At 52.8% G+C, this 25,660-nt stretch carries 24 protein-coding genes and 2 tRNA genes; 18 read left to right on the top strand and 8 right to left on the bottom strand.

Annotated features, from left to right (window positions below):
- Positions 1-3: 3 nt before the first annotated feature.
- A tRNA-Asp gene (locus tag OGV77_RS06725) sits at positions 4-80 on the top strand.
- Between the two features lie 52 nt (positions 81-132).
- Positions 133-208: transfer RNA gene (locus OGV77_RS06720), tRNA-Trp, on the top strand.
- Between the two features lie 99 nt (positions 209-307).
- On the opposite strand, the gene hdfR is transcribed toward OGV77_RS06720, so the two are convergent.
- Positions 308-1,153, bottom strand: coding sequence for an HTH-type transcriptional regulator HdfR (gene hdfR / locus OGV77_RS06715; protein WP_087050451.1), 846 nt, complete (start codon positions 1,151-1,153; stop codon positions 308-310).
- Between the two features lie 106 nt (positions 1,154-1,259).
- Between hdfR and maoP the strand changes: the two genes are divergently transcribed.
- Positions 1,260-1,598: a macrodomain Ori organization protein MaoP gene (gene maoP / locus OGV77_RS06710; protein WP_003018025.1), complete on the top strand. Its 339-nt coding sequence runs from the start codon at positions 1,260-1,262 to the stop codon at positions 1,596-1,598.
- Positions 1,599-1,621: 23 nt separating this feature from the next.
- Here the strand turns inward: maoP and OGV77_RS06705 are convergent, their stop codons facing one another.
- Complete coding sequence (locus tag OGV77_RS06705) at positions 1,622-3,142, bottom strand: YifB family Mg chelatase-like AAA ATPase (protein ID WP_087050450.1); 1,521 nt, start codon at positions 3,140-3,142, stop codon at positions 1,622-1,624.
- Positions 3,143-3,494: 352 nt separating this feature from the next.
- Here OGV77_RS06705 and ilvL point away from each other — a divergent pair, with 352 nt between their 5' ends.
- From ilvL to ilvA, 6 genes are all read left to right on the top strand, one after another.
- On the top strand, positions 3,495-3,593 hold the full coding sequence (gene ilvL, locus OGV77_RS06700) for an ilv operon leader peptide (protein WP_001311244.1): 99 nt from the start codon (positions 3,495-3,497) through the stop codon (positions 3,591-3,593).
- Positions 3,594-3,732: 139 nt separating this feature from the next.
- Positions 3,733-5,379 carry an acetolactate synthase 2 catalytic subunit gene (ilvG, locus tag OGV77_RS06695; RefSeq protein WP_087050449.1) on the top strand — a complete coding sequence of 549 codons (1,647 nt, stop codon included), beginning with the start codon at positions 3,733-3,735 and terminating at the stop codon, positions 5,377-5,379.
- Entirely contained in the window at positions 5,376-5,639 is a 264-nt protein-coding gene (gene ilvM, locus OGV77_RS06690) for an acetolactate synthase 2 small subunit (protein ID WP_003018017.1), read from the top strand. The genes ilvG and ilvM overlap by 4 nt, the downstream gene beginning before the upstream one ends.
- A gap of 17 nt (positions 5,640-5,656) precedes the next feature.
- Positions 5,657-6,586, top strand: coding sequence for a branched-chain amino acid transaminase (locus OGV77_RS06685; protein ID WP_003829030.1), 930 nt, complete (start codon positions 5,657-5,659; stop codon positions 6,584-6,586).
- A gap of 159 nt (positions 6,587-6,745) precedes the next feature.
- Positions 6,746-8,596, top strand: a complete 1,851-nt coding sequence (ilvD, locus tag OGV77_RS06680; protein WP_087050448.1) for a dihydroxy-acid dehydratase — start codon at positions 6,746-6,748, stop codon at positions 8,594-8,596.
- Between the two features lie 5 nt (positions 8,597-8,601).
- Positions 8,602-10,146 carry a threonine ammonia-lyase, biosynthetic gene (gene ilvA / locus OGV77_RS06675; RefSeq protein WP_043019012.1) on the top strand — a complete coding sequence of 515 codons (1,545 nt, stop codon included), beginning with the start codon at positions 8,602-8,604 and terminating at the stop codon, positions 10,144-10,146.
- A 63-nt stretch (positions 10,147-10,209) separates the two neighbouring features.
- Here ilvA and fabV read toward each other — a convergent pair whose 3' ends face one another.
- Together fabV and ilvY are read right to left on the bottom strand one after the other, a co-directional pair.
- Positions 10,210-11,403 (bottom strand): enoyl-ACP reductase FabV, encoded by a 1,194-nt coding sequence (gene fabV / locus OGV77_RS06670; RefSeq protein WP_087050447.1) that lies wholly within the window; start codon positions 11,401-11,403, stop codon positions 10,210-10,212.
- 175 nt (positions 11,404-11,578) lie between these two features.
- Positions 11,579-12,481 carry an HTH-type transcriptional activator IlvY gene (ilvY, locus tag OGV77_RS06665; RefSeq protein ID WP_075145435.1) on the bottom strand — a complete coding sequence of 301 codons (903 nt, stop codon included), beginning with the start codon at positions 12,479-12,481 and terminating at the stop codon, positions 11,579-11,581.
- Between the two features lie 158 nt (positions 12,482-12,639).
- Here ilvY and ilvC point away from each other — a divergent pair, with 158 nt between their 5' ends.
- A complete protein-coding gene (ilvC, locus tag OGV77_RS06660; protein ID WP_286502634.1) occupies positions 12,640-14,115 on the top strand; it encodes a ketol-acid reductoisomerase in 1,476 nt (491 codons plus the stop codon).
- A gap of 52 nt (positions 14,116-14,167) precedes the next feature.
- Here the strand turns inward: ilvC and ppiC (OGV77_RS06655) are convergent, their stop codons facing one another.
- Together ppiC (OGV77_RS06655) and ppiC (OGV77_RS06650) are read right to left on the bottom strand one after the other, a co-directional pair.
- Positions 14,168-14,449 (bottom strand): peptidylprolyl isomerase PpiC, encoded by a 282-nt coding sequence (gene ppiC / locus OGV77_RS06655; protein WP_087050446.1) that lies wholly within the window; start codon positions 14,447-14,449, stop codon positions 14,168-14,170.
- A gap of 49 nt (positions 14,450-14,498) precedes the next feature.
- The gene (gene ppiC, locus OGV77_RS06650) at positions 14,499-14,780 is read right to left on the bottom strand and encodes a peptidylprolyl isomerase PpiC (protein WP_043018967.1); all 282 of its coding nucleotides are present in this window, start codon (positions 14,778-14,780) and stop codon (positions 14,499-14,501) included.
- A gap of 194 nt (positions 14,781-14,974) precedes the next feature.
- On the opposite strand from ppiC (OGV77_RS06650), the gene OGV77_RS06645 reads away from it, so the two are divergent.
- From OGV77_RS06645 to rep, 4 genes are all read left to right on the top strand, one after another.
- Positions 14,975-15,679, top strand: coding sequence for a Crp/Fnr family transcriptional regulator (locus tag OGV77_RS06645; RefSeq protein WP_087050445.1), 705 nt, complete (start codon positions 14,975-14,977; stop codon positions 15,677-15,679).
- Between the two features lie 25 nt (positions 15,680-15,704).
- Complete coding sequence (locus tag OGV77_RS06640) at positions 15,705-16,454, top strand: nucleoside phosphorylase (protein ID WP_170927994.1); 750 nt, start codon at positions 15,705-15,707, stop codon at positions 16,452-16,454.
- The gene (gene pnuC / locus OGV77_RS06635; RefSeq protein ID WP_043018970.1) at positions 16,454-17,182 is read left to right on the top strand and encodes a nicotinamide riboside transporter PnuC; all 729 of its coding nucleotides are present in this window, start codon (positions 16,454-16,456) and stop codon (positions 17,180-17,182) included. The genes OGV77_RS06640 and pnuC overlap by 1 nt, the downstream gene beginning before the upstream one ends.
- Positions 17,183-17,285: 103 nt before the next feature.
- Positions 17,286-19,307, top strand: coding sequence for a DNA helicase Rep (gene rep / locus OGV77_RS06630; RefSeq protein WP_087050444.1), 2,022 nt, complete (start codon positions 17,286-17,288; stop codon positions 19,305-19,307).
- Positions 19,308-19,352: 45 nt separating this feature from the next.
- Here rep and gppA read toward each other — a convergent pair whose 3' ends face one another.
- On the bottom strand, positions 19,353-20,834 hold the full coding sequence (gppA, locus tag OGV77_RS06625) for a guanosine-5'-triphosphate,3'-diphosphate diphosphatase (protein WP_087050443.1): 1,482 nt from the start codon (positions 20,832-20,834) through the stop codon (positions 19,353-19,355).
- Between the two features lie 136 nt (positions 20,835-20,970).
- The gene (rhlB, locus tag OGV77_RS06620; protein ID WP_003829013.1) at positions 20,971-22,239 is read right to left on the bottom strand and encodes an ATP-dependent RNA helicase RhlB; all 1,269 of its coding nucleotides are present in this window, start codon (positions 22,237-22,239) and stop codon (positions 20,971-20,973) included.
- Between the two features lie 143 nt (positions 22,240-22,382).
- Between rhlB and trxA the strand changes: the two genes are divergently transcribed.
- From trxA to wecA, 4 genes are all read left to right on the top strand, one after another.
- The gene (trxA, locus tag OGV77_RS06615; protein ID WP_001280776.1) at positions 22,383-22,712 is read left to right on the top strand and encodes a thioredoxin TrxA; all 330 of its coding nucleotides are present in this window, start codon (positions 22,383-22,385) and stop codon (positions 22,710-22,712) included.
- Between the two features lie 130 nt (positions 22,713-22,842).
- Positions 22,843-22,962, top strand: coding sequence for a rho operon leader peptide (locus OGV77_RS06610; protein WP_072033422.1), 120 nt, complete (start codon positions 22,843-22,845; stop codon positions 22,960-22,962).
- Between the two features lie 87 nt (positions 22,963-23,049).
- On the top strand, positions 23,050-24,309 hold the full coding sequence (gene rho, locus OGV77_RS06605; protein WP_002437993.1) for a transcription termination factor Rho: 1,260 nt from the start codon (positions 23,050-23,052) through the stop codon (positions 24,307-24,309).
- Positions 24,310-24,548: 239 nt separating this feature from the next.
- Positions 24,549-25,652 (top strand): UDP-N-acetylglucosamine--undecaprenyl-phosphate N-acetylglucosaminephosphotransferase, encoded by a 1,104-nt coding sequence (wecA, locus tag OGV77_RS06600; RefSeq protein WP_043018971.1) that lies wholly within the window; start codon positions 24,549-24,551, stop codon positions 25,650-25,652.
- The last annotated feature ends 8 nt before the right edge of the window (positions 25,653-25,660 follow it).

Genomic DNA, 25,660 nt, shown 5'->3' with positions numbered 1-25,660 from the left:
GGTGGAGCGGTAGTTCAGTTGGTTAGAATACCTGCCTGTCACGCAGGGGGTCGCGGGTTCGAGTCCCGTCCGTTCCGCCACTTATTAGAAAATTAAGCCTGCTACCAAGCAGGCTTAATGATAAGAAAATTTAGGGGCGTAGCTCAGTTGGTAGAGCACCGGTCTCCAAAACCGGGTGTCGCGAGTTCGAGTCTCTCCGCCCCTGCCAGAAACAATCCTTAGCATTTTTGCTAAGGATTTTTTTTTACCTGCAATTTGATCTGTGCCTTCCTGCTGTTTTATTCCCGGCATCCTTGCCCGTATTTATTTAATCTTCCAGAATATTCGTTCTCAGCAGATCGCAAATCAGTCCATGTTTATCGCTGTTTTGTAGCCAAACTGCATATAAAGGGCGTGAAAGCGTTGTACTGTCGGTAACCGTATGGAGATCGCTTTTGGTTTTGGCCCAGTGCACGGGAAGCCAGCTAAAGCCCTTAATCACTGAAAGTTGCTGCCTGGCCAATTCTGCCGAACTGGTGGTGAGTACCGGCACTTCATCTCCCGCAATCAATCCCGCTTCGTGTTGTTGAAAATCGGGTCCCCATTCCAGGCGTAGATAATTCAATTCATCTTTGGTTTGTGAAGGAGAGCTGCAATAGAGCGCCAGCGTGAAATACCCCAACAGCTGGCTGCTAAATTCGTCCATTTTGGGTGTTTCGGTCGTAATCAGTAGATCAAGCTGTCGTTCATGAAGCTGTTTTACTAACGACTGGCGCTGAGCGATCCTCGCTTCAAACTGCAGGCTGGACTGTGGCTCCTGAGATTGATACAAACGCCTCAACCAGTCATTAAGCATGCACTCCCAAAGAGAGGCGCTGGCACCGATAGAAAACTCGTTATGCCGCGAGGTATTCGCGACTTCCTTACGTGCGGCTTGCCACGTATTCATCAACGTTTCAGCGTAAGGCAATAATTTTTCACCTGCAGCGGTTAAACGGATATTGTTTCTGTGCCGGGTGAACAGGTTTACACCCAATTGATTTTCCAGTTGTCTTATCCGGAAACTAACCGCTGATTGGGTCAGATAGAGCGCTTCAGCAGCCCTGCCAAAATGGCGTGTCCGGCTAACTTCCAGGAAAGTTTTTAACAATTCCGTATCCACAACTCGCTCCATAAAATTATTTGTCGTTATGATTTAAATCTTTTGTTTGACGCTCTGTCAAGCGTAACTAATACTCCGCGCCATAAATAGCTCGGCCAAAGAATTAGGAGCGTGCAGGATGGCGGAAAGCTTTACGACGACTAATCGATATTTCGATAATAAATATTATCCCCGCGGATTCTCCCGTCATGGTGATTTCACCATTAAAGAAGCACAACTGCTTGAGCGTCACGGTTATGCTTTCAACGAGCTGGATCTGGGCAAGCGTGAGCCGGTAACTGAAGAAGAAAAACTGTTTGTTGCGGTATGTCGTGGCGAACGTGAGCCGGTTACCGAAGCTGAACGTGTGTGGTCTAAGTACATGACGCGTATTAAGCGTCCAAAACGTTTCCACACGCTGTCTGGTGGGAAACCTCAGGTGGAAGGTGCAGAAGACTACACCGAATCTGATGATTAATAAAAAGGGCGAAAGCCCTTTTTTTATGTCAGTAGTTTCTGCAAATGAATGAGTAATCTGTCTATCGCCCGGTACCCAACGGCTTCCTGTAAGTGTTGGCGAGAGATGTGATCACATTGTTCGATATCCGCAATTGTTCGTGCGACCTTTATCAGGCGCAGCCAGGCGCGGATAGACAATCCGAGATGTGCGAGCGTTTCTTCAAGCCACTGCGCATCGTCGCTGCGCAGTACGCAGTATTTATGGATATCCTGACTACCCAGATGCGCGTTTAACTTATTTTGCCGCTGATACTGACGCTCTCGTGCTGCCATAACGCGTTGCTTCACCGTGGCGCTATCTTCCCCTTTTACTGCGCTCTGGCTGAGTATGCCAGGCGGTGGTAAGGGAATTTCGAGGGAGAGATCGAAGCGGTCAAGAAATGGACCTGACAATCGATTGAGGTAACGCAGCGTCTGTTCCGGGGTACAGCGGTTATGGTTTCCCTGATAATGGCCTGTCGGGCTTGGATTAATCGCAGCTATGAGTTGAAAGCGCGCGGGGTAGGTTATTTTTGCTCTGGTGCGGGAGAGATGGATCTGCCCGGACTCGATGGGTTCGCGCAGCGCATCCAGCGTGCGTCGCTCAAACTCGGGTAGTTCATCCAGAAACAGTATGCCGTTATGCGCCAGAGAGATTTCGCCTGGCGCAGGAATTGAGCCTCCACCGACCATAGCGGTCAATGAAGCACTGTGATGCGGCGAACGAAAAGGGCGTTGCTTCCACTGTTTTTGTATTGTGTCTGAATTAACCAGACTGAGTATCGCGGCGCTTTCCAGTGCTTCATCATTGCTAAGTGGCGGGAGCAGCCCTCTGAGGCGGCTGGCGAGCATGGTCTTGCCTGTGCCCGGCGGGCCGATAAGCAAGAGGTTGTGACCGCCAGCTGCGGTAAGCTCCAGCCCCCGTTTACCCTGTTCCTGGCCAATAACATCGCTCAGATCATCGACTAATGCGTTGGGCGTAAAATCTGCGGATGAGGGCTTATCTAAATCGTGCTTACCTTCAAGAAATGCGCATACGGTCTGCAGGTGTTCGGCGATCAGGCATCCTTCGCCATGTATGAGTCCAACTTCAGCGGCGTTCTCTTTGGCGACAATAATTCGCCTGCCTGCACGAATGGCTTCGGTTGCGCTTGATATCGCGCCGGGAACGCCGCGTAATGCGCCTGTAAGCGCTAATTCCCCTACCAGCTCGTAGGTATCGAGATTGTGGGCTGTAAGCTGCTCAGAAGCGGCCAGAAGCGCAACAGCGATAGGTAAATCATATCTCCCCCCTTCTTTCGGGAGATCGGCCGGAGCGAGGTTTATGGTTATTTTCTTCGCCGGGAATTCATAACCGCTATTTATAATCGCACTACGTACTCGGTCGCGTGCCTCTTTCACCGTCGTTTCGGGTAGCCCCACCATGGTTAAGCCAGGCAATCCGTTGCTGATATGCACCTCGATAGTAATGGCTGGCGCATTCACGCCCAGCGCGGCGCGTGTGTGAACAATCGATAGTGACATAATCCCTCCTGATAGAAGCATTATGTCGCAATACATCGCGGCAAGATTTAATGTTATTGCGGTTTTTAAATGCTGATTCCCGTATTTTTGTGTAACAGATCGTTGCTTGCATTTAGCCTGGAATGAGGGCCGCAAATGATTTGGAATGGTGTTTTTATTGGGGATTGGGATGTCGACAATCGCCTGAAACGTGAAATATTTTCATTTTTGATTTTTTGTATAAAAAACAATGGTATTTATCTAAACCGTTAACGGCGTCAGAAAAACGAATAAAAAAATATCTTGTGTCATTTGCAAATTCTATGGTAACTCTTTAGGTATTCCTTCGAACAAGATGCAAGAAAATACAAAAATGACAGCCCTTCTACGAGTGATTAGCCTGGTCGTGATTAGCGTGGTGGTGATTATTATCCCACCGTGCGGGGCTGCACTTGGACGAGGAAAGGCTTAGAAAACAAGCCTTAACGAACTAAGACCCCCGCACCGAAAGGTCCGGGGGTTTTTTTTGACCTTAAAAACATACACGAGGAGCAGAAAGTGAACGGTAGCATAAAATTCTGTTTCTCAAGATTTACGGCGGGGATGTAACTATGAATGGGGCACAGTGGGTGGTACATGCGTTGCGTGCACAAGGGGTTCAAACCGTCTTTGGTTATCCCGGTGGCGCAATTATGCCGGTTTACGATGCATTGTATGACGGCGGCGTAGAGCACCTGTTGTGCCGACACGAGCAGGGCGCAGCGATGGCGGCGATTGGCTATGCCCGTGCGACCGGTAAAACCGGCGTTTGTATCGCAACTTCCGGTCCTGGTGCTACCAACCTGATCACGGGCCTTGCCGATGCGCTGTTAGATTCTGTTCCTGTTGTAGCGATCACCGGTCAGGTGGCATCACCTTTTATCGGAACGGATGCGTTCCAGGAAGTGGACGTTCTGGGGATGTCGCTGTCCTGCACCAAACACAGTTTCCTGGTGCAGTCGCTGGAAGAGCTGCCGCGCATCATGGCTGAGGCTTTCGCCGTGGCGAATTCCGGTCGTCCGGGTCCGGTTCTGGTTGATATCCCGAAAGACATCCAATTAGCCAGCGGTACGCTGGAGCCGTATTTTACGACCGTCGAAAACGTAGAGGCTTTCCCGCATGCTGACGTTGAACTGGCGCGTAAAATGATCGCGCAGGCGCAGAAACCGATCCTGTACATCGGTGGCGGCGTTGGTATGGCGCAGGCGGTCCCGGCCCTGCGTGAGTTTATCGCCGTAACCCAAATGCCAGTCGCCTGCACGCTGAAAGGTCTGGGCGCAGTAAATGCTGACTACCAGTACTATTTGGGCATGTTGGGAATGCATGGCACTAAAGCGGCAAATTTCGCCGTGCAAGAGTGTGATTTACTGATTGCAGTGGGCGCGCGTTTTGATGACCGGGTGACCGGGAAGCTGAATACCTTCGCACCGAACGCCAGCGTTATCCACATGGATATCGATCCGGCGGAAATGAACAAACTGCGCCAGGCGCACGTCGCCCTGCAGGGTGATTTAAATTCTCTACTGCCGGCATTGCAGCAATCGCTGAAGATTGATGCATGGCGTCAGCACAGTGCAGAACTGCGCTCAGAACATACCTGGCGCTATGATCATCCAGGTGAAGCTATCTATGCGCCATTGTTGTTAAAGCAGTTGTCCGATCGCAAACCAGCGGACAGCGTAGTGACCACGGATGTTGGCCAGCATCAGATGTGGTCGGCCCAGCATATGACCTACACCCGCCCGGAAAATTTCATCACGTCGAGCGGTCTGGGTACGATGGGCTTTGGCCTGCCTGCTGCGGTTGGTGCGCAGGTTGCTCGCCCTAACGATACGGTAATCTGTATCTCCGGTGACGGCTCCTTCATGATGAATGTGCAGGAGCTGGGCACCGTAAAACGTAAGCAGTTGCCGCTGAAGATAGTTTTACTCGACAACCAGCGGTTAGGCATGGTGCGACAATGGCAGCAGCTGTTTTTCCAGGAACGTTATAGCGAAACCACTCTTACCGATAACCCCGATTTCCTCATGTTGGCCAGCGCCTTCGGCATACCTGGTCAACACATCACCCATAAAGACCAGGTTGAAGCGGCACTCGACACCATGCTGAACAGCGAGGGGCCATACCTGCTTCATGTCTCAATCGACGAACTTGAGAATGTCTGGCCTCTGGTGCCACCTGGCGCCAGCAACTCAGAAATGCTGGAGAAATTATCATGATGCAACATCAGGTCGCCGTTGAGGCTCGCTTCAATCCGGAAACGTTAGAACGCGTTTTACGCGTGGTACGCCATCGTGGTTTTCAGGTGTGCTCCATGAATATGGAAGCCGCCAGCGATGCGCAGAATATAAATATCGAATTGACCGTTGCCAGCCCCCGGTCGGTCGACTTACTGTTTAGTCAGTTAAGTAAACTGGTAGACGTTGCACATGTTGCTATCTGCCAGAGCACAACCACATCACAACAAATCCGCGCCTGAGCGCAAAAGGAAGAAAAATGACGACGAAAAAAGCTGATTACATTTGGTCTAATGGCGAGATGATTCGTTGGGAAGACGCGAAGGTTCACGTGATGTCCCACGCGCTGCATTACGGTACTTCTGTATTTGAAGGCATCCGTTGCTACGATTCTCACAAAGGGCCGGTGGTGTTCCGTCATCGCGAACACATGCAGCGTCTGCGTGATTCAGCCAAGATCTATCGTTTTCCGGTTTCTCAGAGCGTTGATGAGCTGATGGAAGCTTGCCGTGAGGTGATTCGTAAAAACAATCTGACCAGCGCCTATATCCGTCCGCTGGTGTTTGTTGGCGACGTGGGGATGGGCGTTAACCCGCCAGCGGGATACACCACCGATGTGATTATTGCTGCGTTCCCGTGGGGGGCTTACCTCGGTGCTGAAGCGCTGGAGCAGGGGATCGACGCGATGGTTTCTTCCTGGAACCGCGTTGCGCCGAACACCATCCCTACCGCTGCTAAAGCTGGTGGTAACTACCTGTCTTCGCTGCTGGTGGGCAGCGAAGCGCGTCGTCATGGCTATCAGGAAGGCATTGCGCTGGACGTGAATGGCTACATCTCCGAAGGCGCGGGCGAAAACCTGTTTGAAGTAAAAGACGGCATTCTGTTTACCCCGCCGTTTACCTCTTCCGCGCTACCGGGTATCACCCGTGACGCGATCATTAAGCTGGCGAAAGATCTCGATATCGAAGTGCGTGAGCAGGTGCTGTCTCGTGAATCTCTGTATCTGGCCGACGAAGTGTTCATGTCCGGTACCGCAGCCGAAATCACCCCAGTACGCAGCGTCGATGGTATCCAGGTGGGCGAAGGCCGCTGCGGTCCGGTCACCAAACGCATCCAGCAGGCCTTCTTCGGCCTCTTTACCGGTGAAACGGAAGATAAATACGGCTGGTTGGATTCAGTAAACCAATAACAAAATTAATATTTCCCCAAAATAATTCACGTTGCAGGAAGACGGCAACGCAGCGAGTCCCCTGGAGCTTACTTTAGTAAGTGACTGGGGTGAGCGAGGCAGCCAACGCACCTGCGGCGTGAAGTATGCAGGGGAAAGACAGACGGGAGTTAATCAAGCATGCCTAAGTATCGTTCTGCCACCACCACTCACGGCCGCAATATGGCGGGTGCCCGCGCGCTGTGGCGCGCCACCGGGATGACCGATGATGACTTCGGTAAACCGATTATCGCTGTGGTGAACTCCTTTACCCAGTTTGTGCCGGGTCATGTCCACCTGCGCGATCTCGGTAAGCTGGTTGCCGAACAAATCGAAGCCTCAGGCGGCGTGGCGAAAGAGTTCAACACCATTGCTGTGGATGATGGTATCGCCATGGGTCATGGCGGCATGCTGTATTCACTGCCGTCGCGCGAGCTGATCGCCGATTCAGTGGAGTATATGGTTAACGCCCACTGCGCCGATGCGATGGTCTGCATTTCCAACTGCGACAAAATCACCCCCGGTATGTTAATGGCCTCTTTGCGCCTGAATATTCCGGTGATCTTTGTTTCCGGCGGCCCGATGGAAGCCGGGAAAACCAAGCTTTCTGATCAAATCATCAAGCTCGACCTGGTTGATGCCATGATTCAGGGCGCTGACCCGAAAGTCTCCGACTCGCAAAGTGAGCAGGTTGAGCGTTCCGCCTGTCCGACCTGCGGCTCGTGTTCCGGGATGTTCACCGCCAACTCGATGAACTGCCTGACCGAAGCGCTGGGTCTGTCGCAGCCGGGTAATGGTTCGCTGTTGGCGACTCACGCCGACCGCAAAGAACTGTTCCTCAACGCGGGTAAACGTATCGTCGAGCTGACCAAACGCTACTACGAGCAGGATGACGCTTCTGCCCTGCCGCGCAACATTGCCAGCAAGGCGGCGTTTGAGAACGCTATGACGCTGGATATCGCCATGGGCGGATCCACCAACACCGTTCTGCACCTGCTGGCGGCCGCGCAGGAAGCGGAAATCGACTTCACCATGAGTGATATTGATAAGCTGTCCCGCAAAGTCCCGCAGCTGTGTAAAGTTGCGCCGAGTACGCAGAAATACCATATGGAAGACGTGCACCGTGCAGGCGGCGTATTGGGCATTTTAGGCGAGCTGGACAGAGCCGGGCTGCTGAACCGCGACGTGAAAAACGTGCTGGGACTGACTTTGCCGCAAACGCTTGATCGATATGACGTTATGCTCACCAAAGACGATACGGTGAAAAAAATGTTCCGCGCAGGCCCGGCCGGCATCCGTACCACCCAGGCGTTCTCACAGGACTGCCGTTGGGACTCTCTGGATGATGACCGCGCTGAAGGGTGCATTCGCTCGCTGGAGCACGCTTATAGCAAAGACGGCGGACTGGCAGTTCTGTACGGTAATTTCGCGGAAAACGGCTGTATCGTAAAAACCGCAGGCGTGGATGACAGCATCCTAAAGTTCACCGGCCCGGCAAAAGTGTATGAAAGCCAGGACGATGCGGTTGAAGCCATCCTCGGCGGTAAAGTGGTAGCTGGCGACGTGGTTGTCATTCGCTACGAAGGGCCGAAAGGCGGGCCGGGCATGCAGGAAATGCTCTACCCAACCACCTTCCTGAAATCGATGGGCCTCGGCAAGGCCTGTGCGCTGATAACCGATGGTCGATTCTCCGGCGGTACTTCGGGGCTTTCCATTGGTCACGTTTCTCCGGAAGCGGCAAGCGGCGGTAATATTGCGATTATCGAAGACGGCGACATGATTGCCATCGATATCCCGAATCGTGGCATTCAACTGCAACTGAGTGATGCGGAAATCGCTGCGCGCCGTGAAGCGCAGGAAGCACGCGGTGACAAAGCCTGGACGCCAAAAGATCGTCAGCGTCAGGTCTCCTTTGCACTGCGCGCCTACGCCAGCCTGGCTACCAGCGCCGACAAAGGCGCGGTGCGCGATAAGTCGAAACTGGGGGGATAATGACCATGGCGGATTCTCAACCCCTTTCCGGCGCGCCAGAAGGCGCCGAGTATCTCAGAGCGGTACTGCGAGCACCGGTTTATGAAGCGGCGCAAGTAACGCCGCTACAAAAAATGGAAAAACTCTCTTCGCGCCTCGATAACGTGATTCTGGTGAAGCGCGAAGACCGTCAACCCGTTCACAGCTTTAAGCTGCGCGGAGCCTATGCCATGATGGCGGGCCTGACCGAAGAGCAAAAAGCGCATGGTGTCATCACCGCGTCGGCTGGTAATCATGCCCAGGGCGTCGCGTTCTCTTCTGCGCGATTAGGTGTGAAGGCACTGATTGTCATGCCAACGGCTACCGCCGATATCAAAGTCGATGCCGTTCGCGGCTTCGGCGGTGAAGTATTGCTGCACGGCGCGAATTTTGATGAGGCCAAAGCCAAAGCGATTGAATTGTCGCAGCAGCAGGGTTTTACCTGGGTTCCGCCGTTCGATCATCCGATGGTGATTGCCGGGCAGGGCACGCTGGCGCTGGAGTTACTTCAGCAGGATGCTCACCTTGACCGCGTTTTTGTGCCAGTTGGCGGCGGTGGTTTGGCGGCGGGCGTGGCGGTGCTGATAAAACAGCTGATGCCGCAAATCAAAGTGATTGCCGTGGAAGCCGAAGATTCCGCCTGCCTGAAAGCGGCGTTGGATGCGGGCCATCCGGTGGATCTGCCGCGTGTGGGTCTCTTTGCCGAAGGCGTGGCGGTGAAACGTATTGGCGATGAGACCTTCCGCCTGTGTCAGGAATATCTCGACGACATCATCACCGTCGATAGCGATGCTATCTGCGCGGCAATGAAAGACCTGTTCGAAGACGTGCGCGCGGTGGCGGAGCCTTCCGGGGCGCTGGCGCTTGCGGGGATGAAAAAATACATCGCCCAGCATAATATTCGCGGCGAGCGTCTGGCGCATGTTCTTTCCGGCGCTAACGTTAACTTCCACGGCCTGCGCTACGTTTCCGAACGCTGCGAGCTGGGGGAACAGCGTGAAGCCTTACTGGCAGTAACCATTCCGGAAGAAAAGGGCAGCTTCCTGAAGTTTTGCCAACTGTTGGGTGGCCGTTCGGTGACCGAGTTTAACTACCGTTTTGCTGATGCGAAAGACGCCTGCATTTTTGTCGGCGTACGCCTGAGCCGTGGGCTGGAAGAGCGTAAGGAAATCCTCCAGTTGCTCAGCGAGGGAGGCTATAGCGTGGTGGATCTGTCCGACGACGAAATGGCGAAGCTGCACGTGCGCTATATGGTTGGCGGGCGTCCGTCGAAACCCTTACAGGAGCGGCTCTACAGCTTTGAATTCCCGGAATCTCCGGGAGCGCTGCTCAAATTCCTGCATACCCTGGGGACGCACTGGAATATTTCATTGTTCCACTATCGCAGTCACGGCACCGATTATGGTCGCGTACTGGCGGCGTTTGAGCTGGGCGAACACGAGCCTGATTTCGAAACGCGGCTGAATGAACTGGGCTATGACTGCCACGATGAAACGCATAACCCGGCGTTCAGGTTCTTCCTGGCAGGTTAGCGGCAGCCATTAAAAAAGGGTTCATGTAAAAACATGAACCCTTTTTGCTACTGTATCAGCAGATTACAGCGTGATGACGTCGAATTCGACTTCGGTATTCACGTCAGCATCGTAATCCACACCGTCGAGGGCAAAACCGAACAGGTTCAGGAATTCCTGCTTGTAACCTGCATAGTCAGTTTCTTGCGCCAGGTTTTCGGTGGTGATCAGCGGCCACAGATCGCGGCATGCCTGCTGAATGTCGTCACGCAGTTCCCAGTCATCCATACGGATACGCTGGTTATCATCAAGCTCCACCTTGTCGCCATACAGGCTGGTGGTCATCAGACGGTTGATCTGCTCGATACAACCTTCGTGAATCCCCTGCGCTTTCATCAACTTGAACACCATGGAGATGTACAGCGGCATTACCGGAATCGCAGAAGATGCCTGGGTGATGACGGATTTCAGTACGGCAACGTTAGCGGAACCGTTCAGCGGCGCCAGCTGGTTACGCAGTTCACCCGCCGCGCGATCGAGGTCTTCTTTCGCTTTGCCCAGCGCGCCGTGCCAGTAGATTGGCCAGGTCAGGTCGGTACCGATGTAGGAGTAGGCTACGGTTTTCACGCCGTCAGCCAGCACGCCTGCTTCACTCAGCGCGCCCATCCACAGTTCCCAGTCTTCGCCGCCCATCACGGTAACGGTGTTCTGAACTTCTTCTTCGGTTGCCGGCTCAATGCTGGCGGTGATGATCTGATCTTTGTTGGTATCGATCGCTTTAGAGGTGTAAACCTCACCGATTGGCTTCAGCGCAGAACGGACTACTTCACCGGTTTTCGGCATTTTACGCACCGGGGAAGCCAGTGAGTAAACCACCAGGTCAATCTGACCCAGGTCTTCTTTGATCAGTTTGATCACTTCGTCGCGGCACTCATCGGAGAACGCGTCGCCGTTGATGCTTTTGGAATACAGACCTTCACGCTTGGCTGCTTCATCAAAAGCCGCCGAGTTATACCAGCCCGCGGAACCTGGTTTGGTGTCCGTGCCCGGTTTTTCGAAAAATACGCCGATAGTGGCGGCACCGCTGCCGAACGCGGCGGAAATTCTGGAAGCCAGGCCGTAACCGGTGGAAGCACCGATGACCAGCACGCGGGAAGGGCCGTTAGCGATTTTCCCGTTTTTCTTCACATAATCGATCTGTTTTTCCACATTGACTTTGCAGCCAGTCGGATGGGTCGTTGTACAGATGAATCCACGAATTTTTGGTTTGATTATCATAATGATGGCTAATTAAGTTTGTATTTTCGCTGTCAAGTGCGCAATGACACCGTCTGTTCTGGCTTGCTAAACGTGATGGTTAACAAGCCCCCCACATCTATTATGGCACGGGACATTATACAGAAAAGGAGCGCCAATACTGAATCTACCACTGATTTTAGGCCTGACGCTGGCGCTACTCGGCGGATTTACGCTCCAGAACAATTTTCCAGAACGCATCGATCAGCGGTTCATGCAGCCGCTTTTTCGGCGCGCAGACCCCCAGCTCGAACGGTGTTTTTTCGTCACTGCGCTCTAAAATCATCACGCGATTACGTACTGGCTCCGGGCTGTTTTCCAGCACCACTTCCGGCAGCAGCGCTACGCCGCAGCCCAGCGCCACCATTGAAACCATCGCTTCGTGGCCACCCACCGTGGCGTAAATCGATGGGTTGCTGATTTTGTGACGGCGGAACCACAGCTCGATGCGGCGGCGTACCGGACCCTGATCGGCCATAATAAACGGCACCGTCGACCAGTCTGGCTTTTCGACCGAAACCTGATTACGCACCGGGCAGGGCAGCGCCGGGGCGATCAGTACGACCGTCAGATTCTCCAGCATCGAGAACGCCACCGCGCCGGGCAGCGTTTCGGGCTTACCGGCAATCGCCAGATCGGCCTCACCGGTGACCACTTTGTCCATCGCATCGGCGGCGTCGCCGGTGGTGAGCTTAATTTCCACCGATGGATGCTCGGCGCGGAAACGATCGAGAATGGGTGGCAGATGGCTGTATGCGGCAGTTACCGAGCAGAAAATATGCAGTTCGCCCGACAGCGACGGCCCCTGCTGGTCAAGGGTGTGACGTAACTGCTGGTATTGCAACAGCGTCTGCTGGGCAAACACCCGCAGCTCTTCACCGGCTTCAGTCAGCGTGACCGTGCGGTTATCGCGCACAAACAGCGGCTGCCCGAGATCTTCTTCCAACCGCTGAATCTGCCTGGAGAGCGTGGAGGGGCTGACGTGCATCGCCCGCGCGCTGCGGCCAAAGTGGCGGCTTTCCGCCAGATGCAGGAAGGTTTTCAGATCGCGTAAATCCACCGATTTCACCTCACGGTTCTATATTGCATAAATTGCAACGTGACGTTGTGAATATATCAATTTCCGCAATAAATTTCCTGTTGTAATGTGGGTTTACTTTCGCTGAACAGCGAACCAAATAATAAGCACCACAACACAACATCACGGAGTACACCATCATGGCTAACTACTTTAATACACTGAACCTGCGCCAGCAGCTGGCACAGCTGGGTAAATGTCGCTTTATGGGCCGCGACGAATTCGCCGACGGCGCGAGCTACCTTCAGGGTAAAAAAGTGGTCATCGTCGGCTGTGGCGCTCAGGGTCTGAACCAGGGCCTGAACATGCGTGACTCCGGTCTGGATATCTCCTACGCCCTGCGTAAAGAAGCGATTGCTGAGAAGCGTGCTTCCTGGCGTAAAGCGACCGAAAACGGCTTCAAAGTAGGCACCTACGAAGAGCTGATCCCGCAGGCTGACCTGGTGGTTAACCTGACGCCAGACAAACAGCACTCCGACGTTGTACGTTCTGTACAGCCGCTGATGAAAGATGGCGCGGCGCTGGGCTACTCCCACGGCTTCAACATCGTTGAAGTGGGAGAGCAGATCCGTAAAGACATCACCGTGGTGATGGTAGCGCCGAAATGCCCGGGTACCGAAGTGCGTGAAGAGTACAAACGTGGTTTCGGTGTTCCGACGCTGATCGCCGTTCACCCGGAAAACGATCTGAAAGGCGAAGGTATGGCGATTGCTAAAGCCTGGGCTGCGGCCACCGGCGGTCACCGTGCGGGCGTACTGGAATCTTCTTTCGTTGCGGAAGTGAAATCTGACCTGATGGGCGAGCAGACTATCCTGTGCGGTATGCTGCAGGCCGGTTCTCTGCTGTGCTTCGACAAGCTGGTGGCAGAAGGCACCGACCCGGCTTATGCGGAAAAACTGATTCAGTTCGGCTGGGAAACCATTACCGAAGCGCTGAAGCAGGGCGGCATCACCCTGATGATGGACCGTCTGTCTAACCCGGCGAAACTGCGTGCTTACGCGCTGTCCGAACAGCTGAAAGAGATCATGGCGCCGCTGTTCCAGAAACACATGGATGACATCATCTCCGGCGAATTCTCTTCCGGCATGATGGCTGACTGGGCTAACGACGATAAGAAACTGCTGACCTGGCGTGAAGAAACCGGCAAAACCGCGTTCGAAACCGCTCCGCAGTATGAAGGCAAAATCGGCGAGCAGGAGTACTTTGATAAAGGCGTGCTGATGATCGCGATGGTGAAAGCGGGCGTTGAGCTGGCGTTCGAAACTATGGTGGATTCCGGCATCATCGAAGAATCCGCTTACTACGAATCACTGCACGAGCTGCCGCTGATCGCCAACACCATCGCCCGTAAGCGTCTGTACGAAATGAACGTGGTTATCTCCGATACCGCCGAATACGGTAACTACCTGTTCTCTTACGCTTGCGTACCGCTGCTGAAAGAGTTCATGACCACCCTGCAGACCGGCGATCTGGGTAAAGCGATTGCCGAAGGCGCGGTAGATAACGCGCAACTGCGCGACGTGAATGACGCAATTCGCGGCCATGCTATCGAGAAAGTGGGCCAGAAACTGCGTGGCTACATGACTGATATGAAACGTATTGCAGTCGCTGGATAAGCGAAGCGCCATCCGGCAAAAAAAGCCCGGTGTTTAAACACCGGGCTTTCTATTAGTTACGGTACAGCACTTTAATCACGTGGTAACCGAACTGAGTGTGCAGCGGGCCGGTTGGCTCCAGCACAGGGCAGGAAAAGACCACTTTGTCGAACGCCGGAACCATCTGGCCCTGGCGGAATTCGCCTAAATCACCGCCGCGTTTGCCTGATGGGCAGATGGAATGTTTCTTCGCCAGCTTGCCGAAGTCGGCGCCGTTTTTAATCTGTTCCAGAAGATCCAGTGCCAGTTTCTCTTCTTTAACAAGGATATGCACTGCTGCTGCTGTTTTTGCCATGATCGTGCCTTCAAAAGGGAATATATAAGGCTGGCGATTTTAGCATGGCTTATCGGCGATACAGCACCTTGATGATGTGATAGCCAAATTTGGTTTTGACCGGCCCGTAAGGTTTAAGTAGTGGGCAACTAAATACGGCGGCATCAAATGGTCCCACCATCATCCCCTGTTTGAATTCACCCAGATCGCCGCCGTTGCGCCCGGATGGACAGCGAGAGTAGCGTTTTGCCAGGTGATCGAAGCTAATACCGCGATCCAGCTTGCTTAGGATCTCCAGAGCAAGTTTTTCTTCTTTTACCAGGATATGCAGGGCTGCCGCGTGCTTAGCCATTATTTTGTTCTCATGTCTCAAAGATGTCCTGTTACTTTATCACCCGCCTTCGCCGTGAACATATACTCTTCGCCATCGCGGGACAGATGTCTCGCCTGATGTATGGAAGCGGGAGATAAGCGACACTTTTATCTGCCCTATTCCTTCCTGCCGGGGACAGCCGTCCTGTCCCTGAAGCCGTGGAGCGAGATAACATGGATACAATGAAAAAACCTGAATTTTCAGTCGGCTGGCTTTCCGGGCTTAGTGATATTATTGGCGATCCACAGCTCTACGAATTACTGAAATATTGCCCTCTGGAAATCATGCAGCGATGGCGTTTTGAAGAGCGCCAGCGCGGAGCCTTTATTTGCCGACAGGGGGAAATGTGTCAGCGCTTTTCGCTGATTATTTCCGGTGAAGTGGATGTGTTCTATGAGGCTGAAGATGGACGTCGTTATCGTCAGGCCCGCTACCAGAAAGGCGACATGCTGGGCGAGCTCGAGATCTTTGAGTCGCGTCATTACATCTGTTCGGTGGTAGCGGTAGGGCATGTGCAGCTCCTGAGTTTGTCGCAGGAATATTTTTGCCGCTGGCTGGCCTTAGATAACCATTTTAACCAGCGGATGCTGCGCTTCTTTAGTCAGCAATATTATCAGCTGTCAAAAAAGGCCAGCAGTGACAATCTTTACTCGCTGCATCAGCGAGTGTGTCAGGCGTTATGGCTGCGTTATCAACAAGATGGAACGAATGAAATCTTGCTGGATAAGCTTAACCTCAGCCAGGAACTGGCGGCGACGACACGCAGTATTAACCGTATTTTACATGACCTGAAAGCGTTACAGATTATTGATACCGATGGTGAAAGTATTGTGTTGTCAGCCCCTGAAAAATTAAAGCGGGAGGCTGATATCGGATAACCGCAAGAGTGAAGGAGGCGGGAGAATGTCGCTGCAACCCCATATCCAGTTAAGCAAGGAGATGACCGGCGCACGCTATGCGCTACTTCCGGGTGATCCGTTGCGGGTCGATCGCATCGCCAATTTTCTTGATAACCCAGAACCGCTTGGTCAAAACCGCGAATTTCGCGCCGCGCGAGGTTGGTATCAGGGTGTTGAGATTTTGGTGCTCTCTACCGGAATCGGTGGGCCGTCTACTGCGATTGCTATTGAAGAACTGCGTCAGATCGGCGTAACGACCCTGATTCGTATCGGCAGCTGTGGGGCATTGCAGGATAATCTTGCGCTCGGCGACGTGATTATCGCCCATGCCGCGGTAACGGATGACGGGACCAGCCGTACCTATGCGCCTGCGGGCTATCCGGCCTGCGCCGACCCGCAGTTAACCTGGGAACTGATGGCGCAGGCGCGCCAGATGAATATCCCCACCGCGTGCGGCCTGGTTCGAAGCCACGATAGTTTTTATACCGACCGGGAAACGGAACTGGATGCGCAGTGGTCGGCACTCGGCGTTCTGGGCGCGGATATGGAGAGCGCCGCTTTGATGACCATCGGCGCGCTGCGCGGGTTACGTACGGCGTCATTACTCAATGTGGTGGTTGCCCACAACGGTTGTCTGGATAGCAGTATCAATGATTATGTTCAGCAGGACGCGCTGTGTCAGCAGGGTGAAGAACGGCAAATTACCCTGGCGCTACGCGCCATTTATTCCGCTAGTCAGCCAGGAGGTAAGTGATGGATTTTTTCAGCATTAACAATGTCATGGTTAACATTCCTCTCGGCCAAGGCGGCTATGCGCTATCGTGGATTGAAGCCATTGGTACCGTATTTGGTCTGCTATGTATCTGGTGCGCCAGCCGGGAAAAAATCATCAATTACCTGTTTGGTCTGATTAACGTCACGCTGTTTGCGGCAATTTTTTTCCAGATTCAGCTCTATGCCAGCTTGTTGCTACAGGTGTTTTTCTTCGCCGCTAACATTTACGGTTGGTATGCATGGAGTCGACAAAATGAGGCGCAGGAAGCAGCGCTCAAAGTACGTTGGCTTTCCCGTCAGCAAACCCTGGCATTAGGCGGCGTTTGTGCGGTGGCGATTGTTCTGATGACGCTGTTTATCGACCCGGTGTTTGCGGCGCTCACCCGCATCATGATTGCCCTGCTGCAAACATTTGGTATGCAGGTCGCTATGCCTGACCTCCAGCCCGATGCCTTCCCGTTCTGGGATTCCACCATGCTGGTATTGTCGATTGCGGCCATGGTCCTGATGACGCGCAAGTTCGTCGAAAACTGGCTGCTGTGGGTACTTATCGATTTGATTAGCGTGGTTATTTACGCGGTGCAGGGCGTTTACGCCATGTCGCTTGAGTATGTCCTGCTGACGGTGATTGCGGTGATGGGATCGTATAGCTGGATCAAGAGTGCGCAGCGAAACGGCTCTACACCGCTTGCCGCGACTGTTTCCTGATTGACCCGATTTTCGGGCTACCCGCACGGGTAGCCCGTTACTCTTTCTCTCCCTCTTTCTGCTACAATCCATCTCCCCGTGTTTACAGATTGAGCAATCCTTTATGCGTTTGAACCCCGGACAACAACAAGCCGTCGAATTCGTCACCGGACCTTGCCTGGTGCTGGCGGGTGCGGGTTCCGGCAAGACGCGTGTTATCACTAACAAAATCGCCCATCTGATTCGTGAATGTGGCTATCAGGCACGACATATTGCGGCCGTAACTTTTACCAATAAGGCTGCGCGCGAGATGAAAGAGCGTGTGGCGCAAACGCTGGGTCGTAAAGAGGCACGCGGATTGATGATCTCCACTTTCCACACTCTGGGATTGGATGTCATTAAGCGTGAATATGCGGCGCTGGGGATGAAGTCGAACTTCTCGTTGTTTGATGATACCGACCAGGTGGCCCTGCTTAAGGAACTGACTGAAGGGCTAATTGAAGACGATAAGCTTATTCTCCAACAGCTGATCTCGACGATCTCCAACTGGAAAAACGATCTGATGACCCCGGTGCAGGCGGCAGCCAGCGCAAAGGGCGAGCGGGATCGTATTTTTGCTCACTGCTACGGTTTGTATGACGCCCATATGAAGGCGTGTAACGTTCTCGATTTTGACGATCTGATCCTGCTCCCCACGCTGCTGCTTCAGCGCAATGAAGAAGTGCGTGAGCGCTGGCAGAACAAAATTCGTTACCTGCTGGTGGATGAATATCAGGATACCAACACCAGCCAGTACGAGCTGGTGAAGTTGCTGGTGGGGAAACGGGCGCGCTTCACCGTCGTGGGCGATGACGATCAGTCGATCTACTCCTGGCGCGGCGCGCGTCCGCAGAACCTGGTGCTGTTGAGCAAAGACTTCCCGGCCTTGCAGGTGGTTAAACTGGAGCAAAACTACCGCTCATCAGGGCGTATCCTGAAGGCGGCGAACATCCTCATTGCGAACAACCCACACGTCTTTGAAAAGCGGCTCTTTTCTGAGCTGGGCTACGGTGCTGAGCTGAAGGTGCTGAGCGCAAATAATGAAGAGCATGAAGCTGAACGAGTGACCGGGGAATTAATTGCCCATCACTTTGTGAACAAGACGCAATATAAAGACTACGCCATCCTGTATCGCGGCAACCATCAGTCGCGCGTGTTCGAAAAGTTTCTGATGCAGAACCGCATCCCGTACAAAATTTCCGGCGGGACGTCGTTCTTCTCGCGCCCGGAGATTAAAGATCTGCTGGCTTACCTGCGCGTGCTGAGCAACCCGGATGACGACAGCGCATTTTTGCGCATCGTAAACACACCAAAACGTGAAATCGGCCCGGCCACGCTGCAAAAGCTGGGGGAATGGGCGATGACGCGTAATAAAAGCCTGTTTACCGCCAGCTTTGATATGGGGCTTAGCCAAACGCTGACCGGGCGCGGGTATGATTCTCTGACCCGCTTTACGCACTGGCTGGGTGAAATTCAACGCCTGGCGGAGCGCGAGCCGGTTGCCGCCGTGCGCGATCTGATCCATGGCATTGATTACGAATCCTGGCTGTATGAAACCTCGCCGAGCCCGAAAGCGGCTGAAATGCGTATGAAAAACGTCAACACGCTGTTCAGTTGGATGACGGAGATGCTGGAAGGCAGTGAACTGGAAGAGCCAATGACACTGACTCAGGTCGTTACCCGCTTTACCCTGCGCGACATGATGGAGCGCGGAGAGAGCGAGGAAGAGCTGGATCAGGTGCAGTTAATGACGCTGCACGCTTCAAAAGGACTGGAGTTCCCGTACGTATTTATGGTGGGAATGGAAGAAGGATTTTTGCCGCACCAGAGCAGCATCGATGAAGACAATATCGATGAAGAGCGTCGTCTGGCTTACGTCGGAATTACGCGTGCGCAGAAAGAACTTATCTTCACGCTGTGTAAAGAACGTCGCCAGTACGGTGAGCTGGTGCGACCGGAACCGAGCCGTTTCCTGTTGGAACTGCCGCAGGATGACGTTATCTGGGAACAGGAGCGTAAAGTGGTCAGCGCCGAGGAGCGGATGCAAAAAGGGCAGGCCAGCATCGCTAATATTCGGGCAATGATGGCGAAAGCCAAAGAGAAGTAATATTTGGAGGCCGGATAAGCGTAAGCGCCATCCGGCAGCCAGTATCTAACGCACTTCCAGCGGCCAGTGGACATAGCTTTGCCACTGTATTTCCTGATCGATCAGCTCTGTACCTAATGGATGATGTTCCAGCCAGCCTTCCGGCAGCGTTAGCGTCAGATCCTCATCCTGAGCTTGCAGGGTGATATGTGGCACTAAATCGTCGCGACGGCGAGCGGCGAAGATGATCGCCAGGCGTAGTAAACGGCAAAGGTGCTCCGCGATGCGCGGTGGCACCGCGTTTTGCTGGTGGAGCGAAGAGAGGTCGACCGGGTTGGTCTGGTTGAGCAACAGCGTGGCTAACAGTTTTTTCTGCGCGGGAGTGAAGCCCGGGAGATCGAGATTACGTACCAGCCAGGCGGCGTGCAGCGGTGCCTGCTTATACTCCACGCTCAGCCCTATCTCATGCAGTTGGCAGGCACTTTGCAGCAGTTCGCGACTAATGGCTTCAAGATGCCACTCATCTTTAACCTGTTCGAGCAAATGAACAGCCAACTGCGTGACGCGATTCGCCTGATCGGTATCGACCATAAATCGACGCTGAATATTACGCAGCGTACGGCTGCGAATGTCCTGATCAACCGGCAAGTGCAGCATACCGTAGACCAAACCTTCACGAAGTGCGCCGCCGGCCAGAGTCATGCACTGAATATTCAGTTCGGTGAAAATGGCGATCAGAATGGCCAACCCGCTGGGAAAAACCAGCGCGCGTTCCAGCGTTAACCCTTCGATTTCCAGCTCTTCCAGACGACCACAATGGATGGCGCGCTGTTTGAGCTGCTGAAGTTTGGCCAACGTAATGCGCTCATCCATACCCTGCGCCATCATGATTTCCTGTAACGCCTGGACGGTGCCAGAGGCACCAACGCAAACTTTCCAGCCATGAAAACGCAGTTTGTCGGCGACCGGGCGCAGAACTTCGCGAGCGGCTTTCTCGGCCTCGTCAAAGTTTTCCTGTGCCAGATTACGATCGGTGAAATAGCGTTCGAGCCAGGTGACGCAGCCCATTGACAGGCTGAACAGGGAAGTGGTTTGCGCGCCAGAACCGGTAACCAGCTCAGTGCTGGCCCCACCAATGTCGACGACCAGACGCTGATCGGCACCGCCAGTGGTGTGGGCAACACCTTGATAAATCAGGCGCGCTTCTTCTTCACCGCTGATAACTTGTACAGGACAGCCGAGGATCTCCTGCGCTTTGGCGATAAACTCATCGGCGTTTACCGCGATGCGTAATGTTGCTGTTGCAACCACGCGTATTTGCGGCTGAGGGATATCCTGCAGACGTTCAGCAAACAGGCGCAGGCATTGCCAGCCGCGCTCCATGGCTTCAACGGAAAGAACGTTGTCGCTGTTGAGCCCAGCGGCCAGACGCACCTTGCGTTTAATACGCGTAAGCGTCTGAATGCTTCCCGCCACCTCGCGTACAACCAGCATATGAAAACTATTCGAGCCTAAATCGATTGCGGCGTACAGCGAAGTAGAATTCATACACTTCATCCTTCAACCTGTATCTGTGTTGGCTGCGTTCTCTCACCCGAATCACTTACTAAAGTAAGCTCATCGGGATTCGTTTTCTTGCCGCCTTGATACAGGCTGAATGATTTTGTGTATGGCATAACTTTTCTTAACCTGAACGACGACGATTACGCGGAGCACCACCGGTACGGCGTGGGCCATTGCCTGTGCGTGGACGCGTTAAGCGTAATGGCTTCGGCAGATCGGTCATCAGCGCATCCGGGTTGTACTTGCTGACCGGGATCGAGTGGCCGATATAGGTCTCGATTGCGGGTAAATTCAGCGCGTATTCTTCACAGGCCAGGCTGATAGAGTGACCGCTTGCTCCTGCGCGTCCGGTACGACCGATACGGTGAACGTAATCTTCACAGTCATCCGGCAGGTCATAGTTAAATACATGCGTTACGGCTGGGATATGCAGACCACGCGCGGCGACATCCGTCGCAACGAGAATGTCGAGATCGCCACGGGTGAATTCATCCAGAATACGCAGACGTTTTTTCTGCGCCACGTCACCGGTCAGCAGACCGACGCGATGACCGTCAGCGGCAAGACTGCCCCAGATATCTTCACAGCGATGCTTGGTGTTAGCAAAGACGATGGCGCGATCTGGCCACTCTTCTTCAATCAGCGTTTGCAGTAAACGCATTTTCTCTTCGTTGGAAGGATAGAAGAGCTCTTCTTTAATACGGTGACCTGTCTTCTGTTCCGGTTCGACTTCAACGTACTCGGCGTTATTCATCTGTTCGAACGCCAGTTCGCGAACGCGGTAAGAGAGAGTTGCAGAAAACAGCATGTTCAGACGTTGGGTGGTTGGCGGCATACGGCGGAATAGCCAACGGATATCTTTGATAAAGCCCAGATCGTACATACGATCGGCTTCATCCAGCACCACGACCTGAATCGCGCCCAGGTTAATATGGTTCTGTTTTGCATAGTCGATGAGACGACCGGTCGTGCCGATAAGAATATCGACGCCGCTTTCCAGCACTTTCAGCTGTTTGTCGTAACCGTCGCCGCCATAAGCCAGACCTAATTTCAGACCGGTGGTCTGCGCCAGCGGTTCTGCGTCGGCGTGGATCTGCACGGCTAACTCACGCGTTGGCGCCATAATTAACGCACGCGGTTGGTTCACCTTGCGATCGGCAATCGCGGGATGAGAGAGAAGATAATGAAACGTTGACGTCAGGAACGCCATCGTTTTTCCGGTACCGGTTTGCGCCTGCCCTGCAACATCACGACCTGCCAGTGTTAGCGGCAGCGCGAGGGCCTGAATGGGCGTGCAGTTATGAAAGCCTTTATTTTCAAGGGCTTCTATCACCTTTGGGTGCAGGGCGAAGTCGGAAAACTTCTGTTCTGTTAAATGTGTTTTGCTCATAGTGTGGTAGAATATCAGCTTACTATTGCTTTACGAAAGCGTATCCGGTGAAATAAAGTCAACCTTTAGTTGGTTAATGCTACATCAACACGTCGTTGATTAAGAGTACACCAACGCACCAGGCTTATTCCTGTGGAGTTAATATGAGCGATAAAATTATTCACCTGACTGACGACAGTTTTGACACGGATGTACTCAAAGCGGACGGAGCTATCCTTGTTGATTTCTGGGCAGAGTGGTGCGGTCCGTGCAAAATGATCGCTCCAATTCTGGATGAAATCGCTGACGAATATCAGGGCAAACTGACGGTTGCTAAACTGAACATTGACCAAAACCCAGGCACCGCGCCGAAGTATGGTATCCGTGGCATCCCGACCCTGCTGCTGTTTAAAAACGGCGAAGTTGCGGCGACGAAAGTCGGCGCACTGTCCAAAGGTCAGTTGAAAGAATTCCTCGACGCTAATTTAGCGTAAGGAAGTCTCATGATCGGGCGACCATACTTCGAAATGATTCGGATGACTGGACGCCCGACTTGAGTCGTGCTAAGTTAGTGTTGACTTCGTATTAAACATACCTTATTAAGTTTGAATCTAGTTATATCCAATACTTCCCGTAGTTTCTCGCGCGAGAAGTGGACAGATTCCTGGCTTGTCACTCAATCCGTCTTGTCGTTTCAGTTCTGTGTACTTTCCTGTGACCAGACAGCGAACAGACATGAGTTGATGGCCGTAAACAGGCATGGATGACCCTGCCATACCATTCACAACATTAAGTTCGAGATTTACCCCAAGTTTAAGAACTCACACCATTATGAATCTTACCGAATTAAAGAATACGCCGGTTTCTGAGCTGATCACTCTCGGCGAAAATATGGGCCTTGAAAACCTGGCTCGTATGCGCAAGCAGGACATTATTTTTGCCATCCTGAAGCAGCACGCAAAGAGTGGCGAAGATATCTTTGGTGACGGTGTGCTGGAGATATTGCAGGATGGATTTGGTTTCCTCCGCTCTGCAGACAGCTCCTACCTCGCCGGTCCTGATGACATCTACGTTTCTCCCAGCCAAATCCGCCGTTTCAACCTCCGCACTGGTGATACCATTTCTGGTAAGATTCGCCCGCCGAAAGAAGGTGAACGCTACTTTGCGCTGTTGAAAGTTAACGAAGTTAACTACGACAAACCAGAAAACGCCCGTAACAAAATCCTCTTTGAGAACTTAACCCCGCTGCACGCAAACTCTCGTCTGCGTATGGAACGTGGTAACGGTTCTACTGAAGACTTAACGGCGCGTGTACTGGATCTGGCATCACCGATCGGTCGCGGCCAACGTGGTCTGATTGTTGCTCCGCCGAAAGCAGGTAAAACCATGCTGCTGCAGAACATTGCGCAGAGCATTGCTTACAACCATCCAGACTGCGTGCTGATGGTGCTGCTGATTGACGAACGTCCGGAAGAAGTGACCGAGATGCAGCGTCTGGTGAAAGGTGAAGTGGTTGCGTCTACCTTTGACGAACCCGCCTCCCGTCACGTCCAGGTTGCGGAAATGGTTATCGAGAAGGCGAAACGTCTGGTTGAACACAAGAAAGACGTTATCATTCTGCTCGACTCCATCACCCGTCTGGCGCGTGCTTATAACACCGTGGTACCTGCTTCCGGTAAAGTTCTGACCGGTGGTGTGGATGCCAACGCCCTGCATCGTCCGAAGCGTTTCTTCGGTGCGGCGCGTAACGTGGAAGAGGGCGGCAGCCTGACCATCATCGCCACTGCGCTGATCGATACCGGCTCTAAAATGGATGAAGTTATCTACGAAGAGTTTAAAGGTACCGGCAACATGGAACTGCATCTCTCTCGTAAGATTGCTGAAAAACGCGTCTTCCCGGCTATCGACTACAACCGTTCCGGTACCCGTAAAGAAGAGCTGCTTACCACTCAGGAAGAGCTGCAGAAAATGTGGATCCTGCGTAAAATCATCCATCCGATGGGTGAGATCGATGCAATGGAATTCCTCATTAACAAGCTGGCGATGACCAAGACTAACGACGACTTCTTCGACATGATGAAGCGTTCCTGATTCAGGCATCATCTGAAAACGCCACGTTTTTACGTGGCGTTTTGCTTTTATGGCTGTAATCTTAACGACACAATAACGATAATACGGTATGACTTACCAACAAGTAGAAAAAGATTCGTAATCTGTATCTTGTGGTTGATAATTATACAAAACCATTGGATATGAAGTCGGGTTTCCCTTCTGAATAAAGGTCTTCGTGGTTATACTTCTGCTATTAATATTCTCTGAGAGCATGCATTGTGAATTTACTGACAGTAAGCACTGATCTCATCAGTATTTTTTTATTCACAACACTGTTTCTTTTCTTTGCCCGCAAGGTCGCAAAAAAGATTGGTTTAGTGGATAAACCCAACTTCCGTAAACGGCATCAGGGACTGATTCCGTTGGTTGGGGGGATTTCGGCTTACGCGGGTGTATGTTTTACGTTTGCCATTGCTGACTATTACATCCCGCATGCTTCTCTCTATCTGGCTTGTGCTGGAGTATTGGTTTTGGTCGGCGCGTTAGACGATCGCTTTGATATTAGTGTAAAAATTCGTGCAGTTATCCAGGCCGCAATCGGCATTATCATGATGTCAGTTGGTAAACTCTATCTGCTTAGCCTTGGGTATATTTTTGGCCCCTGGGAGATGGTGCTCGGTCCGTTCGGTTATCTACTTACTCTGTTTGCCGTCTGGGCGGCGATAAACGCCTTTAATATGGTGGATGGGATTGATGGTCTGCTGGGCGGGTTGTCCAGCGTTTCATTTGCGGCGATGGGGTTCATTTTGTGGTTCGATGGGCAGACGAGCCTGGCTATCTGGTGTTTTGCCATGATCGCCGCCATTCTGCCTTATATTCTGCTAAATCTGGGCATTCTTGGACGTCGCTATAAAGTTTTTATGGGTGATGCGGGCAGTACGCTGATCGGCTTCACAGTGATCTGGATCCTGCTCGAAACTACTCAAGGCAAAACGCATCCTATTAGTCCGGTCACAGCACTGTGGATTATAGCCATTCCGTTAATGGATATGGTGGCAATCATGTACCGACGCTTGCGAAAAGGCATGAGTCCTTTCTCAGCGGACCGCCAGCACATACATCATTTGGTGATGCGGGCAGGGTTTACTTCCCGACAGGCATTTGTTCTGATTACGCTGGCTGCGGCGGTTCTGGCGTCTATCGGCGTGTTGGCTGAATATTTTCGCTTAGTCCCTGAATGGGCCATGTTGTTGCTTTTTTTACTGGCCTTTGGCCTCTACGGTTACTGTATCAAGCGCGCCTGGAAGGTAGCGAGATTTATCAAACGAGTGAAGCGCAGATTGCGAAGAGTTCGTGAAGGCAAACCAAACTTAACCAAGTAAATTGAGGA

This window comes from Citrobacter sp. Ce129 (assembly GCF_030334545.1).
Lineage (GTDB): Bacteria > Pseudomonadota > Gammaproteobacteria > Enterobacterales > Enterobacteriaceae > Citrobacter > Citrobacter europaeus.
Note: the sequence above shows the minus strand (reverse complement) of the source record. Positions and strands in the feature narration are given on the sequence as shown.

Excerpts from the sequence above, each read along its gene's own strand:
- hdfR (WP_087050451.1), bottom strand. The coding sequence starts at position 1,153 with ATGGAGCGAGTTGTGGATACGGAATTGTTAAAAACTTTCCTGGAAGTT.
- maoP (WP_003018025.1), top strand. The coding sequence starts at position 1,260 with ATGGCGGAAAGCTTTACGACGACTAATCGATATTTCGATAATAAATAT.
- OGV77_RS06705 (WP_087050450.1), bottom strand. The coding sequence starts at position 3,142 with ATGTCACTATCGATTGTTCACACACGCGCCGCGCTGGGCGTGAATGCG.
- ilvL (WP_001311244.1), top strand. The coding sequence starts at position 3,495 with ATGACAGCCCTTCTACGAGTGATTAGCCTGGTCGTGATTAGCGTGGTG.
- ilvG (WP_087050449.1), top strand. The coding sequence starts at position 3,733 with ATGAATGGGGCACAGTGGGTGGTACATGCGTTGCGTGCACAAGGGGTT.
- ilvM (WP_003018017.1), top strand. The coding sequence starts at position 5,376 with ATGATGCAACATCAGGTCGCCGTTGAGGCTCGCTTCAATCCGGAAACG.
- OGV77_RS06685 (WP_003829030.1), top strand. The coding sequence starts at position 5,657 with ATGACGACGAAAAAAGCTGATTACATTTGGTCTAATGGCGAGATGATT.
- ilvD (WP_087050448.1), top strand. The coding sequence starts at position 6,746 with ATGCCTAAGTATCGTTCTGCCACCACCACTCACGGCCGCAATATGGCG.
- ilvA (WP_043019012.1), top strand. The coding sequence starts at position 8,602 with ATGGCGGATTCTCAACCCCTTTCCGGCGCGCCAGAAGGCGCCGAGTAT.
- fabV (WP_087050447.1), bottom strand. The coding sequence starts at position 11,403 with ATGATAATCAAACCAAAAATTCGTGGATTCATCTGTACAACGACCCAT.
- ilvC (WP_286502634.1), top strand. The coding sequence starts at position 12,640 with ATGGCTAACTACTTTAATACACTGAACCTGCGCCAGCAGCTGGCACAG.
- ppiC (WP_087050446.1), bottom strand. The coding sequence starts at position 14,449 with ATGGCAAAAACAGCAGCAGCAGTGCATATCCTTGTTAAAGAAGAGAAA.
- ppiC (WP_043018967.1), bottom strand. The coding sequence starts at position 14,780 with ATGGCTAAGCACGCGGCAGCCCTGCATATCCTGGTAAAAGAAGAAAAA.
- OGV77_RS06645 (WP_087050445.1), top strand. The coding sequence starts at position 14,975 with ATGGATACAATGAAAAAACCTGAATTTTCAGTCGGCTGGCTTTCCGGG.
- OGV77_RS06640 (WP_170927994.1), top strand. The coding sequence starts at position 15,705 with ATGTCGCTGCAACCCCATATCCAGTTAAGCAAGGAGATGACCGGCGCA.
- pnuC (WP_043018970.1), top strand. The coding sequence starts at position 16,454 with ATGGATTTTTTCAGCATTAACAATGTCATGGTTAACATTCCTCTCGGC.
- rep (WP_087050444.1), top strand. The coding sequence starts at position 17,286 with ATGCGTTTGAACCCCGGACAACAACAAGCCGTCGAATTCGTCACCGGA.
- gppA (WP_087050443.1), bottom strand. The coding sequence starts at position 20,834 with ATGAATTCTACTTCGCTGTACGCCGCAATCGATTTAGGCTCGAATAGT.
- rhlB (WP_003829013.1), bottom strand. The coding sequence starts at position 22,239 with ATGAGCAAAACACATTTAACAGAACAGAAGTTTTCCGACTTCGCCCTG.
- trxA (WP_001280776.1), top strand. The coding sequence starts at position 22,383 with ATGAGCGATAAAATTATTCACCTGACTGACGACAGTTTTGACACGGAT.
- rho (WP_002437993.1), top strand. The coding sequence starts at position 23,050 with ATGAATCTTACCGAATTAAAGAATACGCCGGTTTCTGAGCTGATCACT.